Consider the following 16,169-nt stretch of genomic DNA (forward strand, 5'->3'; position numbering starts at 1 on the left):
AGTCAGGACGTCTCAGACTGCAGAAGTGCCTGAGTGGTTTCATCCAGATCGAGCGCAATATTGTGGGCAGACAATACGCGATTATCCATGGGGCGGACGATCTTGAGATTGAGGAATATCTTGTCAGGCGTCACGGCATAGGTGCCGACCACGACAGCCTGCACATTGTGGGCAAGGCTGATGTCCTTGACCTCGCGCGACAGCAGCAGTTCACCCTTCCCTTCCCTGACAAACACGTTGCCACGCAGCTTGAGTTCCACCATGGGATAGCCGCGTTGCGTAAACCTTGCTGCGACCTGCTCGGCCAATACGCGCCCAAGGGTTGAGCTCTCGGTCAGCCGGTCAATATTGACGAAGGTCGCCACGATCAGGGGCGCATCCTTGGCGACCATCGGGCTGCTGAGCGCAGCCAGCTGATCTGCGGCATCGTAACTGGCACGTATCAGGGGGTTCTTGACCCCTGCCTGGTAGTGCGCACAACCGGATAGCAAGGCCAGAACAAGCATATACAAGCCCAAACGCATCAGGACGCTCCCGTCACGGTCATTTGCTTGGTAGCCGAAGGCGGCGCTGGTGGCGGTGGCGGTGGCGGCAGCATGGATGCATCGTACAGCTTTACATCCGCCTGATTGACTGCGTAGACCTCGGTGCCGCGAAAGAGGTACCGGCTGCCGTTACCAAGGGCGGTGGTCACCACGATCTGCATGCCGCTGCTCATCCGCACCGACTGTACATCGGCCTCGAGCACCAGGCTCGTCTCGCTGCGCTTCTGCGCCACGGTCATGCCCATCTCGGTCAGGCTGCTTTGCAGAAACTGCCGCAATGCCAGGGCGAACGGTGTGGGTTGCGCGGGTTCCGCGACATAGAGCGGACGATCGTTGATGTCCTTGTTCTGGCTGGCACGCTGCGACATGCGATGGGCGACGTCGCGAGCCAGCTCACCCCAGTCGGCCGGGGCGCGCAACAACTTGGCACCCGCAACCTGGGTGGTGCCTTGGGCGGTCGAGGTCAGGCTCGCGCTTTCACGCATGCGTTGCAGATAGGCGCAGCCGGCAAGCGACAGCAGCAGGGTAAGCAGAAGCAGGCGGCGAAACACGGCGTCAATCCTCGTTGGTAGCCAGCGCGGCTGGATCATAGCCGAGAAACTTCAGGATGTCCTCGCGCCGCCGCATTGCATCGCTGTAGCCCAGTTCGATCAGATCGCGGGCGTAGCGCTTGTGAAACAGCAGGTAGGAGGTCATGACCGACCCCTGCCGCTTCAAAGCCCCCAGGCCGCGCAATACGAAGCGCATGGTCCAGGGAAAGTGGGAGGTATGCCGGGAAGCGATCATCTCAAGCGGTTTGGAAGGCGAAATGATCAGCATTTCGACTTCGCGCAGTTGCACGTCCTTGCGCTCTTTCACGGCGTCCGGCACGAAAGACAGGGTGCGGTTGACGCGATTGATGCGCTCGAGATCGACCTCCATGCCGTCGATGAAGATGCTGTTCATCAGATGGCCTGCAACCTGGGCGAGCGTCGGGTAGTTGGGGGCGTAGAGGCGTTCGGTCGGGGCTTCGCGCGTAGGTGAAACACCGATGACGAGCACCTTATCTGCACCAAGATGCAATGCCGGGCTGATCGGTGCTACTTGGCGCACCGAGCCGTCGCCGAACCATTCCCGATTGATCTGCACCGCCGGGAACACAAAGGGAATGGCCGCCGAGGCCAGCAGGTGGCGGATCTCGATCTTGGCGCGGGCACCCAGGCGCTGTACCCGGTTCCAGCCTTTTATGTCGTCCGCCGCCTGGAAGAAGGAAACCGATTGCCCCGAGTTGTAGCCCGATGCGGTGATGCTGAGGGCACGCAGGCTGCCGTTGTCGATGGCGTTCTGGATGCCGGCGAAATCGATCAGGCGGCTCAGCAATCCGGCCAGCGGCTCGTTATCGAGGAAGGAGCGCGGGTTCAGCTTGCCGAACCCGCCGGTGAACAGAGAGCCTATCCAGTGAAAGAAGTATTTCAGGATGGTGCCGCAATCGGTCCGGTAGACCTGGTCGACCGACAGATTCTTCCAGACGAACTCCAGTTTGCAGACGGCTCGTCTGAAATGCATGCTGCCCGACGCCAGCGAGGCGGCATTGATGCCGCCGGCCGAAGTGCCGGAGATGATCTGGAAGGGATTGGGTGCATCGTGCGGCAGCATCTTGGCGATGGCGCGCAATACACCGACTTGATAGGCGGCACGGGCGCCGCCGCCGGACATGATCAGGCCGATCATGGGTGCTTGAGTATCAGGCATGGACTCCTCGTTGTTGTGCATTCAGCCTGCTGACCATGTACCAAGCATAGTGCATGCAGCGGCCAAGCATTCAGGCTCGTCGCGCAATGTCGTCTTGGCTGCAACAGAGACTTGATAGCCAGGGCTGTCGACCCCATTTGCTGACAAAGGTGGTGGCCGGAATCGCCAGCGGCGCCCTCTTTTATCGCCGCTCGCCTGTCGGAGCATTTTACGTTTTACGGTATAATCGATTTTTGCCGCCAAGGACTTTGCCATGCGTGTCATTCAAAAAGCGCTGACCTTCGACGACGTCCTGCTCGTCCCCGCCCACTCCCTCGTCATGCCGCGCAATGTCAGCCTGTCCACGCAGCTGACCCGCAATCTGCGCATCAATCTGCCCCTGCTCTCTGCTGCCATGGATACCGTGACCGAAGGTCGCTTGGCTATCGCCATGGCCCAGGAAGGCGGCATCGGCATCGTGCACAAGAATATGTCGCCCAAGCAACAGGCGGCTGAAGTTTCCAAGGTAAAGCGTTACGAATCCGGCGTTGTGAAGGATCCGGTCACCATCAAGCCCGACATGCTGGTGCGCGATGTGGTCGCCCTGACCCGTCAGCATCGTATTTCCGGCCTGCCGGTGATCGAGGCCAATGGCCAGGTCGTCGGTATCGTGACCAACCGCGATCTGCGTTTCGAAAGCCGCCTGGACGCGCCGGTATCGAGCATCATGACCCCGCGCGAGAAGCTGGTGACGGTACGTGAAGGCGCCAGCATCGAAGAAGCCCGTGACCTGATGCACGCCCACCGCCTGGAGCGGGTGCTGGTCATCAACGAAGCGTTCCAGCTCAAGGGTCTGATCACCGTCAAGGACATCATCAAGACGGTTGAACACCCGAATGCCGCCAAGGATGGCCTGGGTCGCCTGCTGGTGGGTGCTGCGGTCGGTACCGGTGGCGACACCGAAGAGCGCGTTGCAGGTCTGGTCGAAGCCGGCGTGGATGTGCTGGTGGTGGATACTTCCCACGGCCACAGCCAAGGCGTGCTGGATCGCATCACCTGGGTGAAGAAGAACTTCCCGCAAGTTCAGCTCATCGGCGGCAATATCGCTACCGCTGCTGGTGCACTGGCGCTGGTGGATGCCGGTGCCGATGGCGTCAAGGTCGGTATCGGCCCGGGCTCTATCTGTACCACCCGTATCGTGGCAGGCGTAGGTGTGCCGCAGATTTCGGCCGTCGCCAATGTGGCGGAAGCGCTCGCCGGGACTGGCGTGCCGCTGATTGCCGATGGTGGCATCCGTTTCTCGGGCGATATCTCCAAGGCTTTGGCTGCTGGCGCGCATTGCGTGATGCTCGGTGGCCTGTTTGCCGGCACCGAAGAAGCGCCTGGCGAGGTCGAGTTGTTCCAGGGTCGCTCCTACAAGAGCTACCGTGGCATGGGTTCGCTCGGTGCCATGCAGCAAGGTTCCAGCGATCGCTACTTCCAGGACAACACCAGCAAGCCGGACAAGTTCGTGCCGGAAGGCATCGAGGGCCGCGTACCTTACAAGGGCCCGCTGACTGCCGTGATCCACCAGTTGATGGGCGGCTTGCGTTCGTCCATGGGCTATGTGGGTTGCAACACCATTGCCGAAATGCATGAGCGTGCCGAGTTCGTGGAAATCACCGCAGCCGGTATTCGTGAATCGCACGTGCATGACGTGCAGATCACCAAGGAAGCACCGAACTATCACCAGGATTAAGTCTTGGTCGTAGTTCGACAAAGCCCCCATCCCTGGATGGGGGCTTTTTCTTGCTTGCCAGCCCAAGGGGGCGATGGTGTAGATTTGACCTCCGATCCCCTCGTACGCCATGAGTCGCCTTTGTCGCCCTCCGAACTTCTGAGCATTGCCCGCCAGCGTATGCAGGTAGCCGATTTCCAGGCCGCGGATAACTTTGCGGGCATGATCCTGGAACAGCACCCTGCCTACTCGCCAGCCTGGCTGCTGCGAGCTGAAATGGCGCTGACGCGAGGGTCGCGGGAGCAGGTTGCCGCCATGCTGCAGCAGGCAAATACCGATAGCGATGAATGGGGGGCGGACTTCCAGCTCCAGCTTGGCAAGTTGTGGCGTGCGATCAATGTGTCTGATCAGGCGGAGCAGGCCTATAGGCGAGCGGTCAAGCTGGCGCCTGAGCATGCGCTGGCCTGGCAGCACCTGGCCACCAGCCTGCAGGAGCGCGGTGAGCCATTGGCAGCGGGCGAGGCTTACCGTCGTGCACTCGCGCTGGATGAGGGCTTGCCGCATGCGCATAACAACTACGCCATTCTGTTCCAGCTGGCGGGCAATGTGGATGCCGCCCTCGGGCACTATCGACGTGCCATCGAGCTGGACCCCGCCTATGCCGTGGCCTGGAAGAACTACGCCAGCCTGCTGCAGGAGCATGGCCATGCGGCGGAGGCGCTGACTGCCTATGAACGGGCCGCACTATGCCAGCCAGGCTATGCCGAGGCCCTGGCGGGGGCGGTACATATGCGCATGCAATTGCTGGACTGGCATGGGCTGGAAAGCCGGCAAGCGGCGCTGGCGCAGGCCATGCAGGCGGATGGTGGCGCCCGGATTTCGCCATTCATCCATCTGGGGTTAAGTAGTGATCCCCTGGTGCAAAAGCAGGTTGCAGAACGCTGGGCCGCACCTTATCCGGCCGATGTGGTTCCCCGCCCGCAGCCTGTACGGCCAGAGTCGTCAGGCCGGATACGGCTGGGCTATCTGGGGGGGGATTTCTTTGCCCATGCCACCAGCTGGCTGACCCGTGGGCTGTTTGCGCGCCATGACAGGACCCGGTTCGAGGTTATCGCCTATGACTATGGGCGCCGGGATGATTCGGGTGTTCGAGCCCAGATCATGGCCGACGTTGACCGGTTCGAAACAGTGGGCCACCTGGATAACGCGGCGCTGGCGGCGCATATCCGCGCGGCCGGGATTGATATCCTGATCGACCTGAAAGGCTGGACGCGGCATAGCAGGACGGAATTGCTGGCGCAGCGGCTGGCGCCGGTGCAGGTCCATTATCTCGGCTATCCGGGCACGCTCGGTGCGGGCTGGTGCGATTATCTGGTTGCCGATGCCTGTGTTATCCCGCCAGGGCGGGAGCCGGCCTATTCTGAGGCGATCGTGCGCCTGCCGCATTGCTACCAGATCAATGACCGCACCCGGACCGTTGACCCGGCCCCGGGGCGTGCCGAAGTGGGGCTGCCGGAGCAGGGGCTGGTGTTTTGCTGCTTCAACCAGCACTACAAGCTGACGCCGGCCATGTTCGAGGTCTGGATGCAACTGCTGCTGGCGATACCTGGCAGTGTGCTGTGGTTGCTGGCTGGTGCCAGCGCGGGCCATGCCCGCTTGCGTGCCTATGCCGAGCGCGCCGGCGTGAGCGGGGACAGGCTGGTCTTTGCGCCGCCCCTGCCCCAGGCTGCGCACCTTGCCCGCTTGAGCCTCGCCGATCTGGCGCTCGACACCCTGCCCTGCAACTCCCATACGACCGCCAGCGATGCCTTGTGGGCCGGTGTCCCCTTGCTGACCTGCAGTGGCGACAGCTTTGCAAGCCGGGTTGCGGCAAGCTGCCTGGCGGCGGTGGGTTTGCCGGAGTTGATTACCGGCACGCCGGAGGCCTACCTGGCGATGGCGATCGAGCTGGGCCGTAATCCTGACAGGCTGCAGGCCCTGGGTCGGCATCTGGTGTCGAGTCGACAGACGCTTCCCCTATTTGATACCGATGCCACGGTGCATAGCCTGGAGCGTGCCTTTCTGGGCATGTGGCAACGGCATGAGCAGGGGCAACCCGTCACGGGCTTTGATATCCCACTGGCTGGCTAGCTGCGCCGTTGCTGGGTATGGCGGGGCCTGTCGTAGAACCCGTCGGGCCGCTTGCTGACCCAGCGGACAAAGCGGGCGATATCAGGGTGCGTCAGCAAGCGGGGAATGGTGTGGTAGTAGTCGGCCAGTTCGCGTTCGCTGAACACGGCATGGATGGTCTGGTGGCAGATCTTGTGCAGCGGGATGGTCAGCCTGCCACCGTGGCTGCGTGGCATTAGGTGATGCTGATCCACCGTAGGGCCTGGCAGCAGCGTGCGGCCACATAGAAGGCAAACCGCCGGCTCCGAGTGGATCGGTACCGGCGGAGTGAGGTCATCCTGCGTGCGACGGCGTTTCATCGCGGAGCCCTGCTTCAGGTATGGCGTTTCAGCTGCCCGACTTGCCAGCCTGGTCGACGATGTTCTTGAAGAAACCGTAGACGCCTTCGTCGTTCATGGTGCGGGCATCAGCCAGCTCCCCGGCGCGGGTGGCATACAGCACGCGTTGATCCGGTGCCAGCACGACAACAGCGGGGATGCCCCTCTTGATCGGGTTGCCGTAGACGGTATCGAGATCAAGGTTCTTGTCGAAGCGGCCGACATTGACCTTCACAACCTCGAACTCCTTGCTGATCAGCTTGGCGTTCTTTTCGGATTTCAATGCCTTGTCGAGCGCACGGCAGTCTTCGCACCAGTTGGCGCCAAACACCACCAGTACCGGTTTCTGGGCCTTGTGGGCACTGATCAGTGCCTGCTTGACCTCTTGCTTGGCATCGGCCGCTTCGTTGTAGGGAGTTTCGGCCGCCATGCCCAGGGTGCTGAGCAGAAGGAGAGCCGTGGTAAGCATTGATTTCATGGGGCACCAGACATTCAAGGAAACCGAAAAACAGGAAGCGACCAGTCTATATATTGTTTCGGAATAAGAACCCGAAAAACAACCGACCACATGCATAAGCACTAATATGCAAGAAGATTGCCGGCGGAGCAATAGGTAATTCCTCCTCCTTGGGCAAGGATCACGCGCTGGTGCCGTCCGGGCCACGTATAATCCGCCGCCATGTCCGAGACCTACGCTGTAGACCACTACGAGAATTTTCCGGTTGCGTCCTTGCTGTTGCCCAAGGCGATGCGCCGTCCGATTGCCATCGTCTATCGTTTTGCGCGCAGCGCGGACGACTTTGCCGACGAAGGTGATCTGGCGCCGGCGGAGCGGCTGGCGCTGCTGGATGCCTATCGAGCCGAGCTGGACCGGATAGAGCAAGGCCTGCAGCCGGAGACACCGTTATTCGTCAGCTTGCGCGACGAGGTGATCCAGCCCTGCCAGGTACCCTTGCAGTTGTTCCGGGACCTGATCGATGCGTTTGCCCAGGATGTGGTCAAGACACGGTTTGCCGACTTTGGCGAGCTCATGCACTACTGTCGGCGTTCCGCCAACCCGGTCGGGCGTATCGTGCTCCATATCGCCGGGCATGCCGGAACCCGGCAGCTGGCCTGGTCCGACGGCATCTGCGCAGCCTTGCAACTGATCAACTTCTGGCAGGATGTGGCGGTGGACTGGCAGAAAGGCCGGGTGTATATGCCTCAGGATGAGCTGGCCCGTTTTGGCGTCAGCGAGGCGCAGATCGCCGAAGGCCGGATGGATGCCAACTGGCATGCCTTGATGGCCTTCCAGATAGACCGTACCCGTCGCATGCTGCGGGCTGGCTCGCCCCTGGGCACCTACCTGCCGGGGCGGTTAGGGCTGGAGATTCGGCTGACCGTATTGGGCGGCGATGCCATTTTGAAAAAGATCGAGGCGGCGAAGCATGACGTGTTCCGCCATCGCCCCAAGCTGAAAGCCAGAGATTGGCCCGAGCTCTTGCTGCGGGCGATGTTTCCGAAGGCGATCCGCTCCTGAATCGTCGGGTCTAGCGAGCGCGGCGCGTAGTGACGACGCCGCTGAGCACGATCAGGCCCATGGCCAGCCAACTGGTGCTCGAGTGGGCATCTCCCCAGATCAACATGCCAAACAGGCTGGAGCACAGCACGGTCGTATAGGCGAGGCTGGCGACCGCCAGGGTGCGGCCAGTGCCGTAGGCGCGGGTCATGGCCAATTGCGCTGCGGTGGCGCAAGCACCCATGCCGGCAATGATCCAGATATTGTCGAGCGTCAGGGGGCTGAATTGACCAAAGGCCATCCAGCAGCCTGCGGCCAGCGTGGCGAACAGGGAGAAATAGAACACGGTGCGCCACTCCGGCTCACCGGCCTCGCCCAGCATGCGCACATTCAGGTAGGCAATGCCGGAGCCGAAGCCCGATGCCAGTCCGATGACGCCCGCCAGCCATTGATCCCGATCCAACGTGGGCTGGAGTAAGAGGGCCACACCGGCAAAGCCAAGCAGCACGCCACCGGCCAGTGCCAGCGATGGGCGTTCATGCAGCCAGATGGTGGTGAACAGTGCGAGGAACAGCGGCGAGGTGTAGTTGAGCGTGACAGCGGTTGCCAGCGGCAGATGGGCAATCGCATAGAAATACATCATCAGCGAGGCGGTGCCGGCGACGGCCCGGGTGAGTTGCTTGCCCAGCATGGGCGAGCGTAGCGATCCGCCGCGCAGGAATATCACGCCACCGATCACCAGAAAACCAACCAGGCAGCGATAGAAAACCAGTTCTGCGGTACTGAAGTAGTGGGCACCGAGCTTGACGAATACGCCCATGCAGGCGAAGAGGAAGGATGCGACCAGCATCCAGAACGGGCCGGATTGCTGCAGGGAACGAGGAGTCATGTGGCGTATTTTACCGTATGCCCTCCCGCTTCCTGGCGCTGCTGCGAATATAGTGTGGTCTGACAGCGCCCACGCAGCTTGCCTGCCTGGGCGCGCCGCAGATCAGAACTTGAGCAGCAAGGCGCCGGCCAGCAGCTTGAGCAGCTCGCCCTGCCGGTGGGTGCCGGTTTTCCAGAACATCGACTTGAGCTGGGTCCGTACGGTTGAGACCTGGACCTGCAGCCGTTCTGCGGCTTCTGCGGGGGTATCGCCCTCAAGCAGCAAGGCGGCGAGCCGGCATTCTGCCGGCGACAGGCCATAGAGGGCGGCCAGTACTTCCAGCGGCTGGGCCTCGCTGGCATTCGGGTCGTGCGCCATCAGCAGGACCAGAGGCCGACGTGAATCCGCAACCAGTGGCGAGTCTGCCGGCATGGGAGCAATCAGCACGGTCAGGCGACCACCCTCGGGGCGTTCGAGTGCCAAGGCGCCACGAAGAGACTGCCGGGAGCTGGCTTGTTGCAGCAGCGACAGCAGGCGCATGTGCACATTGGCGTCCTCGGCTACCAGGCAGCCGTGACGAAGGTGCATGCCGGGCAAACCGTCGGTCTCGGCGGCTTGGTTGGAGAACAGGACCTGCCCTTCCCCATCCACGACCCATAATGGTGCTGCCAGTCGGTCCAGCGCCTGGCGGGCGACGGCCGCCTGCATGCGCAGGCGCGAAAATTCGGTTGAAAGCCGGCAGGCGAGCTCAAGGTGGGGCGAGAGGCGGCTCAGCAGTTCGGCCTCGGAACCATTGAAGGGCGAGCCATCGGTGCCGCGCTGGAAGCTGATCAGTGCCTCGTGCCGGCCATCGTCGAACGCGCGCGTGCCGATGATGCGGCGCAAGCCGTTGGGCAGCATGAATTTCTGGAAGAAATCATTGCGCGACACAAAGCCGTCGTCGAAGTATTGATGCTCGGCGACCCATTTGCCGACGGGCGTTCTGTCTATGACCCCTGTCCAGGGATCCTGGCTGATGAATTGCTTGGCATAGGCCGCGACTACTTTTTCATCATGACCGTAGCTATGCCATTGCAAGGCATTGCCGCTGACCTTGTCGCGCAACTGGAATGTGCCTGAGCTCGCCTTGATGGCGTCGCCTATCCGGCGTAACAGGGCATCCCATTTGCTGGGTTCAAGTACGACAGCATGTATGGATGTGACCAACAAATCATATTGAGGCAATTTATTCTCTGCCATTCAAGGCCACTCTCTCGGCGGACAGGCTTGTTTTGTTCTGTACAGCATTCTGTACAAGCCCTCCCTGATAAACAAGATATATAGAAACTATTTGAACGCTATCCTCCATTTGGGTGATGACGGCAGCGTTCAAGGTAATTACATTTCAACCATCCGCCCGAGGAGGAGGAAATCTCGGGGGGAGGAGGAATCCCTCCCGGCCAGCGCAAAGACGATGGCTAGTACGATTGTCCTGTTGACCGGTTGGTCAAAAGTAACCGACCGGCAGACGACAGGTGATCAACAAAAAAGCGGGCGACCCACGGGTCGCCCGCACCTTTTCCAGCGTGGGCTAGCTGACCGCGCGATCTGACTGGCGCGGCAGCGTGAAGTAGAACGTTGCCCCCTGCCCTGGCGCGCCCTTGGCCCACACCCGCCCGTTATGGCGGTGAATGATGCGTTGTACGATCGCCAGGCCGACACCATTTCCCTCGAATTCCTGCGGGCTGTGCAGGCGCTGGAAGGCACCGAACAGCTTGTCCGCGTAAGCCATATCGAAGCCGGCACCGTTGTCCGAGACGTAGAAGGCATTCTGGCCGTCGATATGGGTTGCACCAAACTTGATCTCTGCGTCCTTGCTGCGCGCCGTGAACTTCCAGGCATTGGCCAGCAGGTTCTGCAACGCGACGCGTACGAGCTTCGGATCGGCATCGGTGATCAGGTTGGGCATCACATTGACTGCCACTTCCCGCTCGGGTTCAACTTGGCGTAGCTCCTGCACGATCTCGCTCGCCACTTCGGACAGGTTGACTGGCTGCGTATTGACTTCGCTGCGAGTCAGCTTGGACAGATTGAGCAGATCGTCGATCAGGTTGGACATGTTCTGGGTCGCGCGACGGATGCGCCCCAGGTATTGGCGACCCGCGTCGTCCAGCTTGTCCGAGTAGTCTTCCAGCAATACCTGCGAGAAACCGTCCACGCTGCGCAGCGGCGCCCGCAGATCGTGGGATACAGAGTAGGAGAAGGCTTCCAGCTCTTTGTTGGCCGCTGCCAGCGCCTTGGTACGCTGTTCGACCAGTTCTTCCAGATGGTTGCGGTAGTGATTGAGTTCGATCTCGGTCGATTTACGCGCGGAGATGTCGATCAGATAGCCCTGCAGATGTCGCTCGCCGGCCTCGTCAGGCAGTATCGTTGCCACCAGCATGACCCAGACGGCCTTGCCATTGGCGCCGAGCATGCGGCACTCGAACTCGATGGTGTTGTCCTTGTCCTGCGTCTCGGTAAACAACTTGTAGGCCAGGTGCCGGTCGTCCTGGTGAAGGTAGCTGGTCAAAAAGCCTTCGCTGTACCAGATATGCAGGGGGTACCCCAATAGTGTTTCTGCCTGAGGGCCGACATAGGTGAAGCGCCATTCGGCCGGGTTGGCTTCCCAGGGAACGACATTGGTGGATTCCACCAGCCGGCGGTAGCGATCCTCGCTGGCGCGCAGGGCGTGCTCGATCTGCTTGCGCTGCTGGATATCCGCCTCCAGCTCCTTGTTCTTGCTTTCCAGTTCGGCAAACAGGCTGTGCAAGGACTGGCGGGTAATTTCCAGGCTCTGCCCCAGCTTGCCGATTTCATCATGGCGGCGCCATTCGAACGGCGTGGACAGGTCACGACGGGCCAGGCGGATGGATTCCGACATCAGGCGCTGCAAGGGATTGAGCACCCTGATCTGCAGCAGGTAAAGGATGAAGCCCAAGCTGGCCGCGAGCTGGATGGCCGCCGTCACGAAGTAATAGCGCTGGTATTGGTGGATGGAGGCGAGTGCGGTGCCATCGTCCATCTCCACCGTAACTTTCCCGATGATGTTGCCCTGCTTGGTCACGCTTTGAGACTGCGTCTTGAGCTTGCCCTGGCGGCGCTCCGGACTGTTTTTTTCCAGGAAGGTACCCAGCGTCGCATCCTGAACGATGACCCGGACGATACGTTCGTCACTCATCACCGAGGCGAGCAAGGGCTCGCCGGTGTCCGGTGACAGATTCCAGAGCGGTTCCTGCATGCCCAGCACCAGGATCTCGGTGATGCGGTTATGATCCTCCGTAAGGCGCTTGATCAGCGAATCCTCTTGCCTTTGCAGGGTCAGATAGCTGATGAACAATCCCGGAACCAGCAGGCCTGCCAGAATCGCGAGTACTAGCGCGCGACGCAGCGTGAGGCTCATTGAACGACTCCCTGGCTTTTGTTAGATAATTATTCTGTGAACTACACAGGTATTATTAGGCTCGCCGGAGTGGCGATGCAAACATCGCATGCCACAAAGCGAACCTGCAAGTAGTGGTAATTGAGGAGACAGCGTTGAAAGTCGTGATCCTGGGGGCCGGTATTACCGGTGTAAGTTCGGCGTGGTTCCTGCGCGAAGCAGGCTTTGACGTGACGGTTATCGATCGTCAACCCGAGGCCGCGCTGGAGACCAGCTTCGCCAACGGCGGACAGATTTCCGTCTCGCAATCCGAGCCCTGGGCCAATCCCGACGCGCCGCTGAAAGTGCTCAAATGGTTGTGGCATGAGGATTCTCCCCTGTTGTTCCGGCCTCGTCTCGATGCCAAGCAGTGGGCATGGGGCATGCGTTTCCTGCTGGAATGCCTGCCTGGCCGCACCGAACACAACATCATCCAGTTGGTGAATCTCGGACTTTATAGCCGCAGTACGCTCAAGGCGCTGCGCGAGAGCACCGGCATCCAGTACGACCAACTGAGCCGCGGCATCCTGCAGATTTTCTTCGATCAGCAGAGTTTTGACGCAGCGGCCGAAGCATCTGCCCTGATGCGCCGTTACAACTGTCATCGCGAGGCCGTACCCAGGGAGCGTGCGGTAGAACTGGAGCCAGCATTGGCCGTGCTCGGCAGCCGGCTGACCGGTGCCATCTGGGCCGAGGATGATGAATCCGGTGACGCCCGCCTGTTTACCCAGCAGCTTGCCAACCTGGCGGCCGAGCGGGGGGTGGAGTTCCGTTTCAATACCTGCATCCGTGCGCTGGAAGCCGAGGGTGGCAAGATCACCGGTGTACGTGCCTGCAATAGCGACGGCAGTTCCGACACCATCCGGGGTGATGCCTACCTGATCTGTCTGGGTAGCTACAGCCCGCAGTTGCTGGCCCCTCTGGGGGTCAACCTGCCGGTCTATCCGACCAAGGGCTATTCGGCCACGATGGTGACCGATGGTTTTGACGGCGCGCCTACGGTCAGCATTACCGACGACGCGATGAAGATGGTCTATACCCGCCTGGGTAACCGTATCCGCATTGCAGGTACGGCAGAACTCGACGGCTACAACACCGAACTCAACGATGTCCGCTGCGAAGCGTTGATACGGCGCTATTTCTCGCTGTTCCCCAATTCGGCCGACCCGAACTCGGTCCAGTACTGGACCGGCCTGCGGCCTTCCACGCCATCCAACGTACCCATCATTGGTCGGTCAAGGATGAGCAATCTTTATTTCAATACCGGTCACGGCACGCTGGGCTGGACCGAAGGTCCTGGCTCCGGCCGCGCCATTGCCGAGATCATTGCCGGTCGCAAACCCGAGCTTGAATTCAGTTTTGTGGGCACCTGACGGCCTGGCAAGCTGGATAGGATAAAAAACGGGGCGTATGCCCCGTTTTCCGTTTGCAGCGCAGCGATCATGCTCAGGCGCCAAGCCAGGCCTTGCGTTTGGTCACGGCGGTCTTTTCTACATCGCTCGCCTTCAGGCCCACGGTGGAGGCCGGCGCGGCTTCCAGCTTGAGTTTGAACTTCATCAGCTCATCACGGCGGAAAGCAAGCAGCTCCAGCTTGTCCCCTGCCTTGGCGCTGGCCAGGGAGGCATCCACATTCGCCTGGTTGGCCTTGAGGCCATCGATGGCGACGAGCACGTCGTTTGCCGACAGGCCGGCCTGCATGGCCGGGCCATCGCTGAACAGATGGGTCAGCTTGACGAGACCATTATCACTCGCGGTACGCGCCCCCAGCCAGACTCCGGTCGGCTTGCTCTTTTCCAGCCAACCGCCCTTGTCACCAGCACTTACCTGGCCACGCGCCTGCCATTGCACGCCGACCTCGGTCAGGGCGGCCTCCAGCGGCAGGTCCTCGGTACTGCGCAGGAAGCGATCGAACAGCGGCTTGAGTTTGAGACCCGTCACCTCCTCGGCCACGGCTTCCCAGCCCTCCTCCGGCACGCCGACCGGCTTGCCTTCATAGAAGTCCCGACCGTAGCGCTGCCACAGCGCCAGCATGACGTCATCCAGACTGTGCTTGCCGCGGCTCTCCTTGCGGATATGCAGATCCAGGCACAGACCCGCGAGCGCCCCCTTGGTGTAGTAGCTCACCATGCTGTTTGGGGCGTTTTCGTCGGGGCGATAATATTTGATCCAGGTATCGAAGCTGGAATCGGCCAGGGATTGCACCAGACGACCCGGGGTACGCAATACACCGGTGATGGTGTGCGATAACAGCTCCAGGTAGCTGTCGACGTCGATCAGGCCGGTACGTACCAGCGTCAGGTCGTCGTAGTAGCTGGTCAGGCCTTCGAACGCCCACAAAAGGCGCGAGTAGGCTTCGCCATCCGACGGATAAGGCGCATAGGCTGCCGGCTTGATGCGCTTCACGTTCCAGGTATGGAAATACTCGTGGCTGATCAGGCCCAGGTACTGGCGGTAGCTGGACTTCATGCCGGTCTCGCCCGGCTGCGGCAAACTGTCACGGCTTGCCATCAGGGCCGTCGAGGCACGATGCTCCAGCCCACCGTAACCGTCGCCGCTGACGAAGGTCATGAATACATAGCGATCAAACGGGGCTGGCTCGCCAAAGAGCTTGATCTGGTATTCGCAGATGGCTTTGACGTCACGGGCCAGACGCTTGGAGTCGATCTTGGGCAGACGGCCGGACAGGACGAAATCGTGCGGTACACCGCAGGCCTTGAATTGGATCAAGGTGAAATCACCGAGTTCGACCGGATGGTCGATCAGTTCGTCGTAGTTGGCGGCGAAGTAGGTGCCGAAGGCATAGGGCTTGGCCTTCAGCGGCTTGAGGCTGGTGGCGACACGCCAGTCGCGGTAGTCCTTGCCGCTGGGAGCGACGAGCTCCACCGCTACCGGGGCGTCCAGTTGTCCTTCTACGCTCAGGCAGAGACTGGTGCCATTGAAGAAGGCCCGGGTCTGGTCGAGGTAGGCGGTTCGTACCGACAGGTCGAAGCCGTAGACGGTGTAGCGTACCGTCAGGGCGCCCTTGGCCTTGCCAACTCGCCAGCTGCGCTTGTCGAGCTTTTCGATGGCGACGGCACCGTTTTCGTCCGTTGCGCTGATGGTGACGATGTTCTTGGCGAACTCACGTACCAGGTAGGAGCCGGGAATCCAGACCGGCAGACTCAGTTGCTGGCCCTCTGCGGCAGGCTGGTCGATGACCAGCGTGACATCGAACAGATGGGCTTCAGGGGCGGAGGGGACGATCTGATAGCGGATAGCGGGCTTCATGGTGGCCAGTCTTTGTGCAAGCAGGAAAGGCGCGCAGTTTACGCCCTTGCAAGACAAAGCAAAATGGACGCCTTTCGCATGCGGCCCCGGCTGGCCGCAAAAATCTTGCCCAGGCGGTGAATGTCCGGGATGGTCGGCGTTTCCCTGTTTCCCCTATATCTGTACCGAGGGAACGCTTTTCATGCAGCGCAAGGCGAACATGGAACGGCTATGCCGTATGCCGGCGATACGATAGAGCTTCTCCCGCAGGAAGCGCTCATAGCCGGCCGTGCCATCGACAGCGACCTTGACCAGGTAGTCGTACTCTCCAGAGACCAGATAAGCCTCCAATACTTCTGGCAAGGCAGCCAACTCCTCGCCGAAGCGGGCTAGCGCATCGTCCTCATGCCGGTCCAGGGTGACTTCCAGCAGCACGGTATCGGCCAGGCCCATCTTCTGCTGGTCCAGCAGCGCGACATAGCCACGGATATAGCCTTCATTTTCAAGCTGGCGAGTGCGGTTCCAACAGGCCGTGGCGGACAGGCCCACCTGCTCGGCCAAGTCCGCATTGCTCAAGCGGGCGTTCTTTTGCAGGGAGCGAAGGATCTTGCGATCGTGAGCATCCAGCAGGTGCTGCTTGGGATTGACGCTCATTTGGTC

The 16,169-nt window shown here is 61.0% G+C and carries 14 protein-coding genes; 4 read left to right on the forward strand and 10 right to left on the reverse strand.

Features of this window, described 5'->3' with window-relative positions; all coding sequences use genetic code 11:
* Positions 1-2 precede the first annotated feature (2 nt).
* Genes ACYVHK_RS06770 through ACYVHK_RS06780 form a run of 3 tightly spaced genes read right to left on the reverse strand, consistent with a single transcriptional unit; the run spans position 3 to position 2,276 of the window.
* Positions 3-524 carry a FlgO family outer membrane protein gene (locus ACYVHK_RS06770; protein WP_460528941.1) on the reverse strand — a complete coding sequence of 174 codons (522 nt, stop codon included), beginning with the start codon at positions 522-524 and terminating at the stop codon, positions 3-5.
* Positions 524-1,096, reverse strand: a complete 573-nt coding sequence (locus ACYVHK_RS06775) for a hypothetical protein (protein ID WP_460528943.1) — start codon at positions 1,094-1,096, stop codon at positions 524-526. Before ACYVHK_RS06775 ends, ACYVHK_RS06770 begins: the two co-directional genes overlap by 1 nt.
* 4 nt (positions 1,097-1,100) lie before the next feature.
* On the reverse strand, positions 1,101-2,276 hold the full coding sequence (locus tag ACYVHK_RS06780) for a patatin-like phospholipase family protein (RefSeq protein ID WP_460528945.1): 1,176 nt from the start codon (positions 2,274-2,276) through the stop codon (positions 1,101-1,103).
* Positions 2,277-2,529: 253 nt separating this feature from the next.
* On the opposite strand from ACYVHK_RS06780, the gene guaB reads away from it, so the two are divergent.
* Positions 2,530-3,993 carry an IMP dehydrogenase gene (guaB, locus tag ACYVHK_RS06785; protein WP_460528947.1) on the forward strand — a complete coding sequence of 488 codons (1,464 nt, stop codon included), beginning with the start codon at positions 2,530-2,532 and terminating at the stop codon, positions 3,991-3,993.
* Positions 3,994-4,113: 120 nt separating this feature from the next.
* Complete coding sequence (locus ACYVHK_RS06790) at positions 4,114-6,102, forward strand: O-linked N-acetylglucosamine transferase, SPINDLY family protein (protein ID WP_460528949.1); 1,989 nt, start codon at positions 4,114-4,116, stop codon at positions 6,100-6,102.
* Here the strand turns inward: ACYVHK_RS06790 and ACYVHK_RS06795 are convergent.
* Both ACYVHK_RS06795 and ACYVHK_RS06800 read right to left on the reverse strand, forming a co-directional pair.
* Positions 6,099-6,440, reverse strand: coding sequence for an HNH endonuclease family protein (locus ACYVHK_RS06795; RefSeq protein ID WP_460528951.1), 342 nt, complete (start codon positions 6,438-6,440; stop codon positions 6,099-6,101). The two genes, ACYVHK_RS06790 and ACYVHK_RS06795, sit on opposite strands and share 4 nt — an antisense overlap.
* 28 nt (positions 6,441-6,468) lie before the next feature.
* On the reverse strand, positions 6,469-6,936 hold the full coding sequence (locus ACYVHK_RS06800) for a thioredoxin family protein (RefSeq protein WP_460528953.1): 468 nt from the start codon (positions 6,934-6,936) through the stop codon (positions 6,469-6,471).
* Between the two features lie 201 nt (positions 6,937-7,137).
* Here ACYVHK_RS06800 and hpnC point away from each other — a divergent pair, with 201 nt between their 5' ends.
* On the forward strand, positions 7,138-7,977 hold the full coding sequence (hpnC, locus tag ACYVHK_RS06805) for a phytoene/squalene synthase family protein (RefSeq protein WP_460528955.1): 840 nt from the start codon (positions 7,138-7,140) through the stop codon (positions 7,975-7,977).
* A gap of 10 nt (positions 7,978-7,987) precedes the next feature.
* On the opposite strand, the gene ACYVHK_RS06810 is transcribed toward hpnC, so the two are convergent.
* The 3 genes from ACYVHK_RS06810 to ACYVHK_RS06820 all read right to left on the reverse strand — a co-directional run bounded on the left by ACYVHK_RS06810 (position 7,988) and on the right by ACYVHK_RS06820 (position 12,245).
* Positions 7,988-8,845 carry a DMT family transporter gene (locus tag ACYVHK_RS06810; RefSeq protein WP_460528957.1) on the reverse strand — a complete coding sequence of 286 codons (858 nt, stop codon included), beginning with the start codon at positions 8,843-8,845 and terminating at the stop codon, positions 7,988-7,990.
* A 102-nt stretch (positions 8,846-8,947) separates the two neighbouring features.
* Positions 8,948-10,030 carry a helix-turn-helix transcriptional regulator gene (locus tag ACYVHK_RS06815; protein ID WP_460528959.1) on the reverse strand — a complete coding sequence of 361 codons (1,083 nt, stop codon included), beginning with the start codon at positions 10,028-10,030 and terminating at the stop codon, positions 8,948-8,950.
* Between the two features lie 364 nt (positions 10,031-10,394).
* Entirely contained in the window at positions 10,395-12,245 is a 1,851-nt protein-coding gene (locus tag ACYVHK_RS06820; RefSeq protein WP_460528961.1) for a sensor histidine kinase, read from the reverse strand.
* Positions 12,246-12,388: 143 nt separating this feature from the next.
* Here ACYVHK_RS06820 and ACYVHK_RS06825 point away from each other — a divergent pair, with 143 nt between their 5' ends.
* A complete protein-coding gene (locus ACYVHK_RS06825; protein ID WP_460534028.1) occupies positions 12,389-13,636 on the forward strand; it encodes a D-amino acid dehydrogenase in 1,248 nt (415 codons plus the stop codon).
* Between the two features lie 73 nt (positions 13,637-13,709).
* Here ACYVHK_RS06825 and ACYVHK_RS06830 read toward each other — a convergent pair whose 3' ends face one another.
* Together ACYVHK_RS06830 and ACYVHK_RS06835 are read right to left on the reverse strand one after the other, a co-directional pair.
* The gene (locus tag ACYVHK_RS06830; RefSeq protein ID WP_460528963.1) at positions 13,710-15,530 is read right to left on the reverse strand and encodes a M61 family metallopeptidase; all 1,821 of its coding nucleotides are present in this window, start codon (positions 15,528-15,530) and stop codon (positions 13,710-13,712) included.
* A 153-nt stretch (positions 15,531-15,683) separates the two neighbouring features.
* Positions 15,684-16,163 (reverse strand): Lrp/AsnC family transcriptional regulator, encoded by a 480-nt coding sequence (locus ACYVHK_RS06835; protein ID WP_460528965.1) that lies wholly within the window; start codon positions 16,161-16,163, stop codon positions 15,684-15,686.
* Positions 16,164-16,169 lie beyond the last annotated feature (6 nt).

Source organism: Chitinimonas naiadis (genome assembly GCF_054780835.1).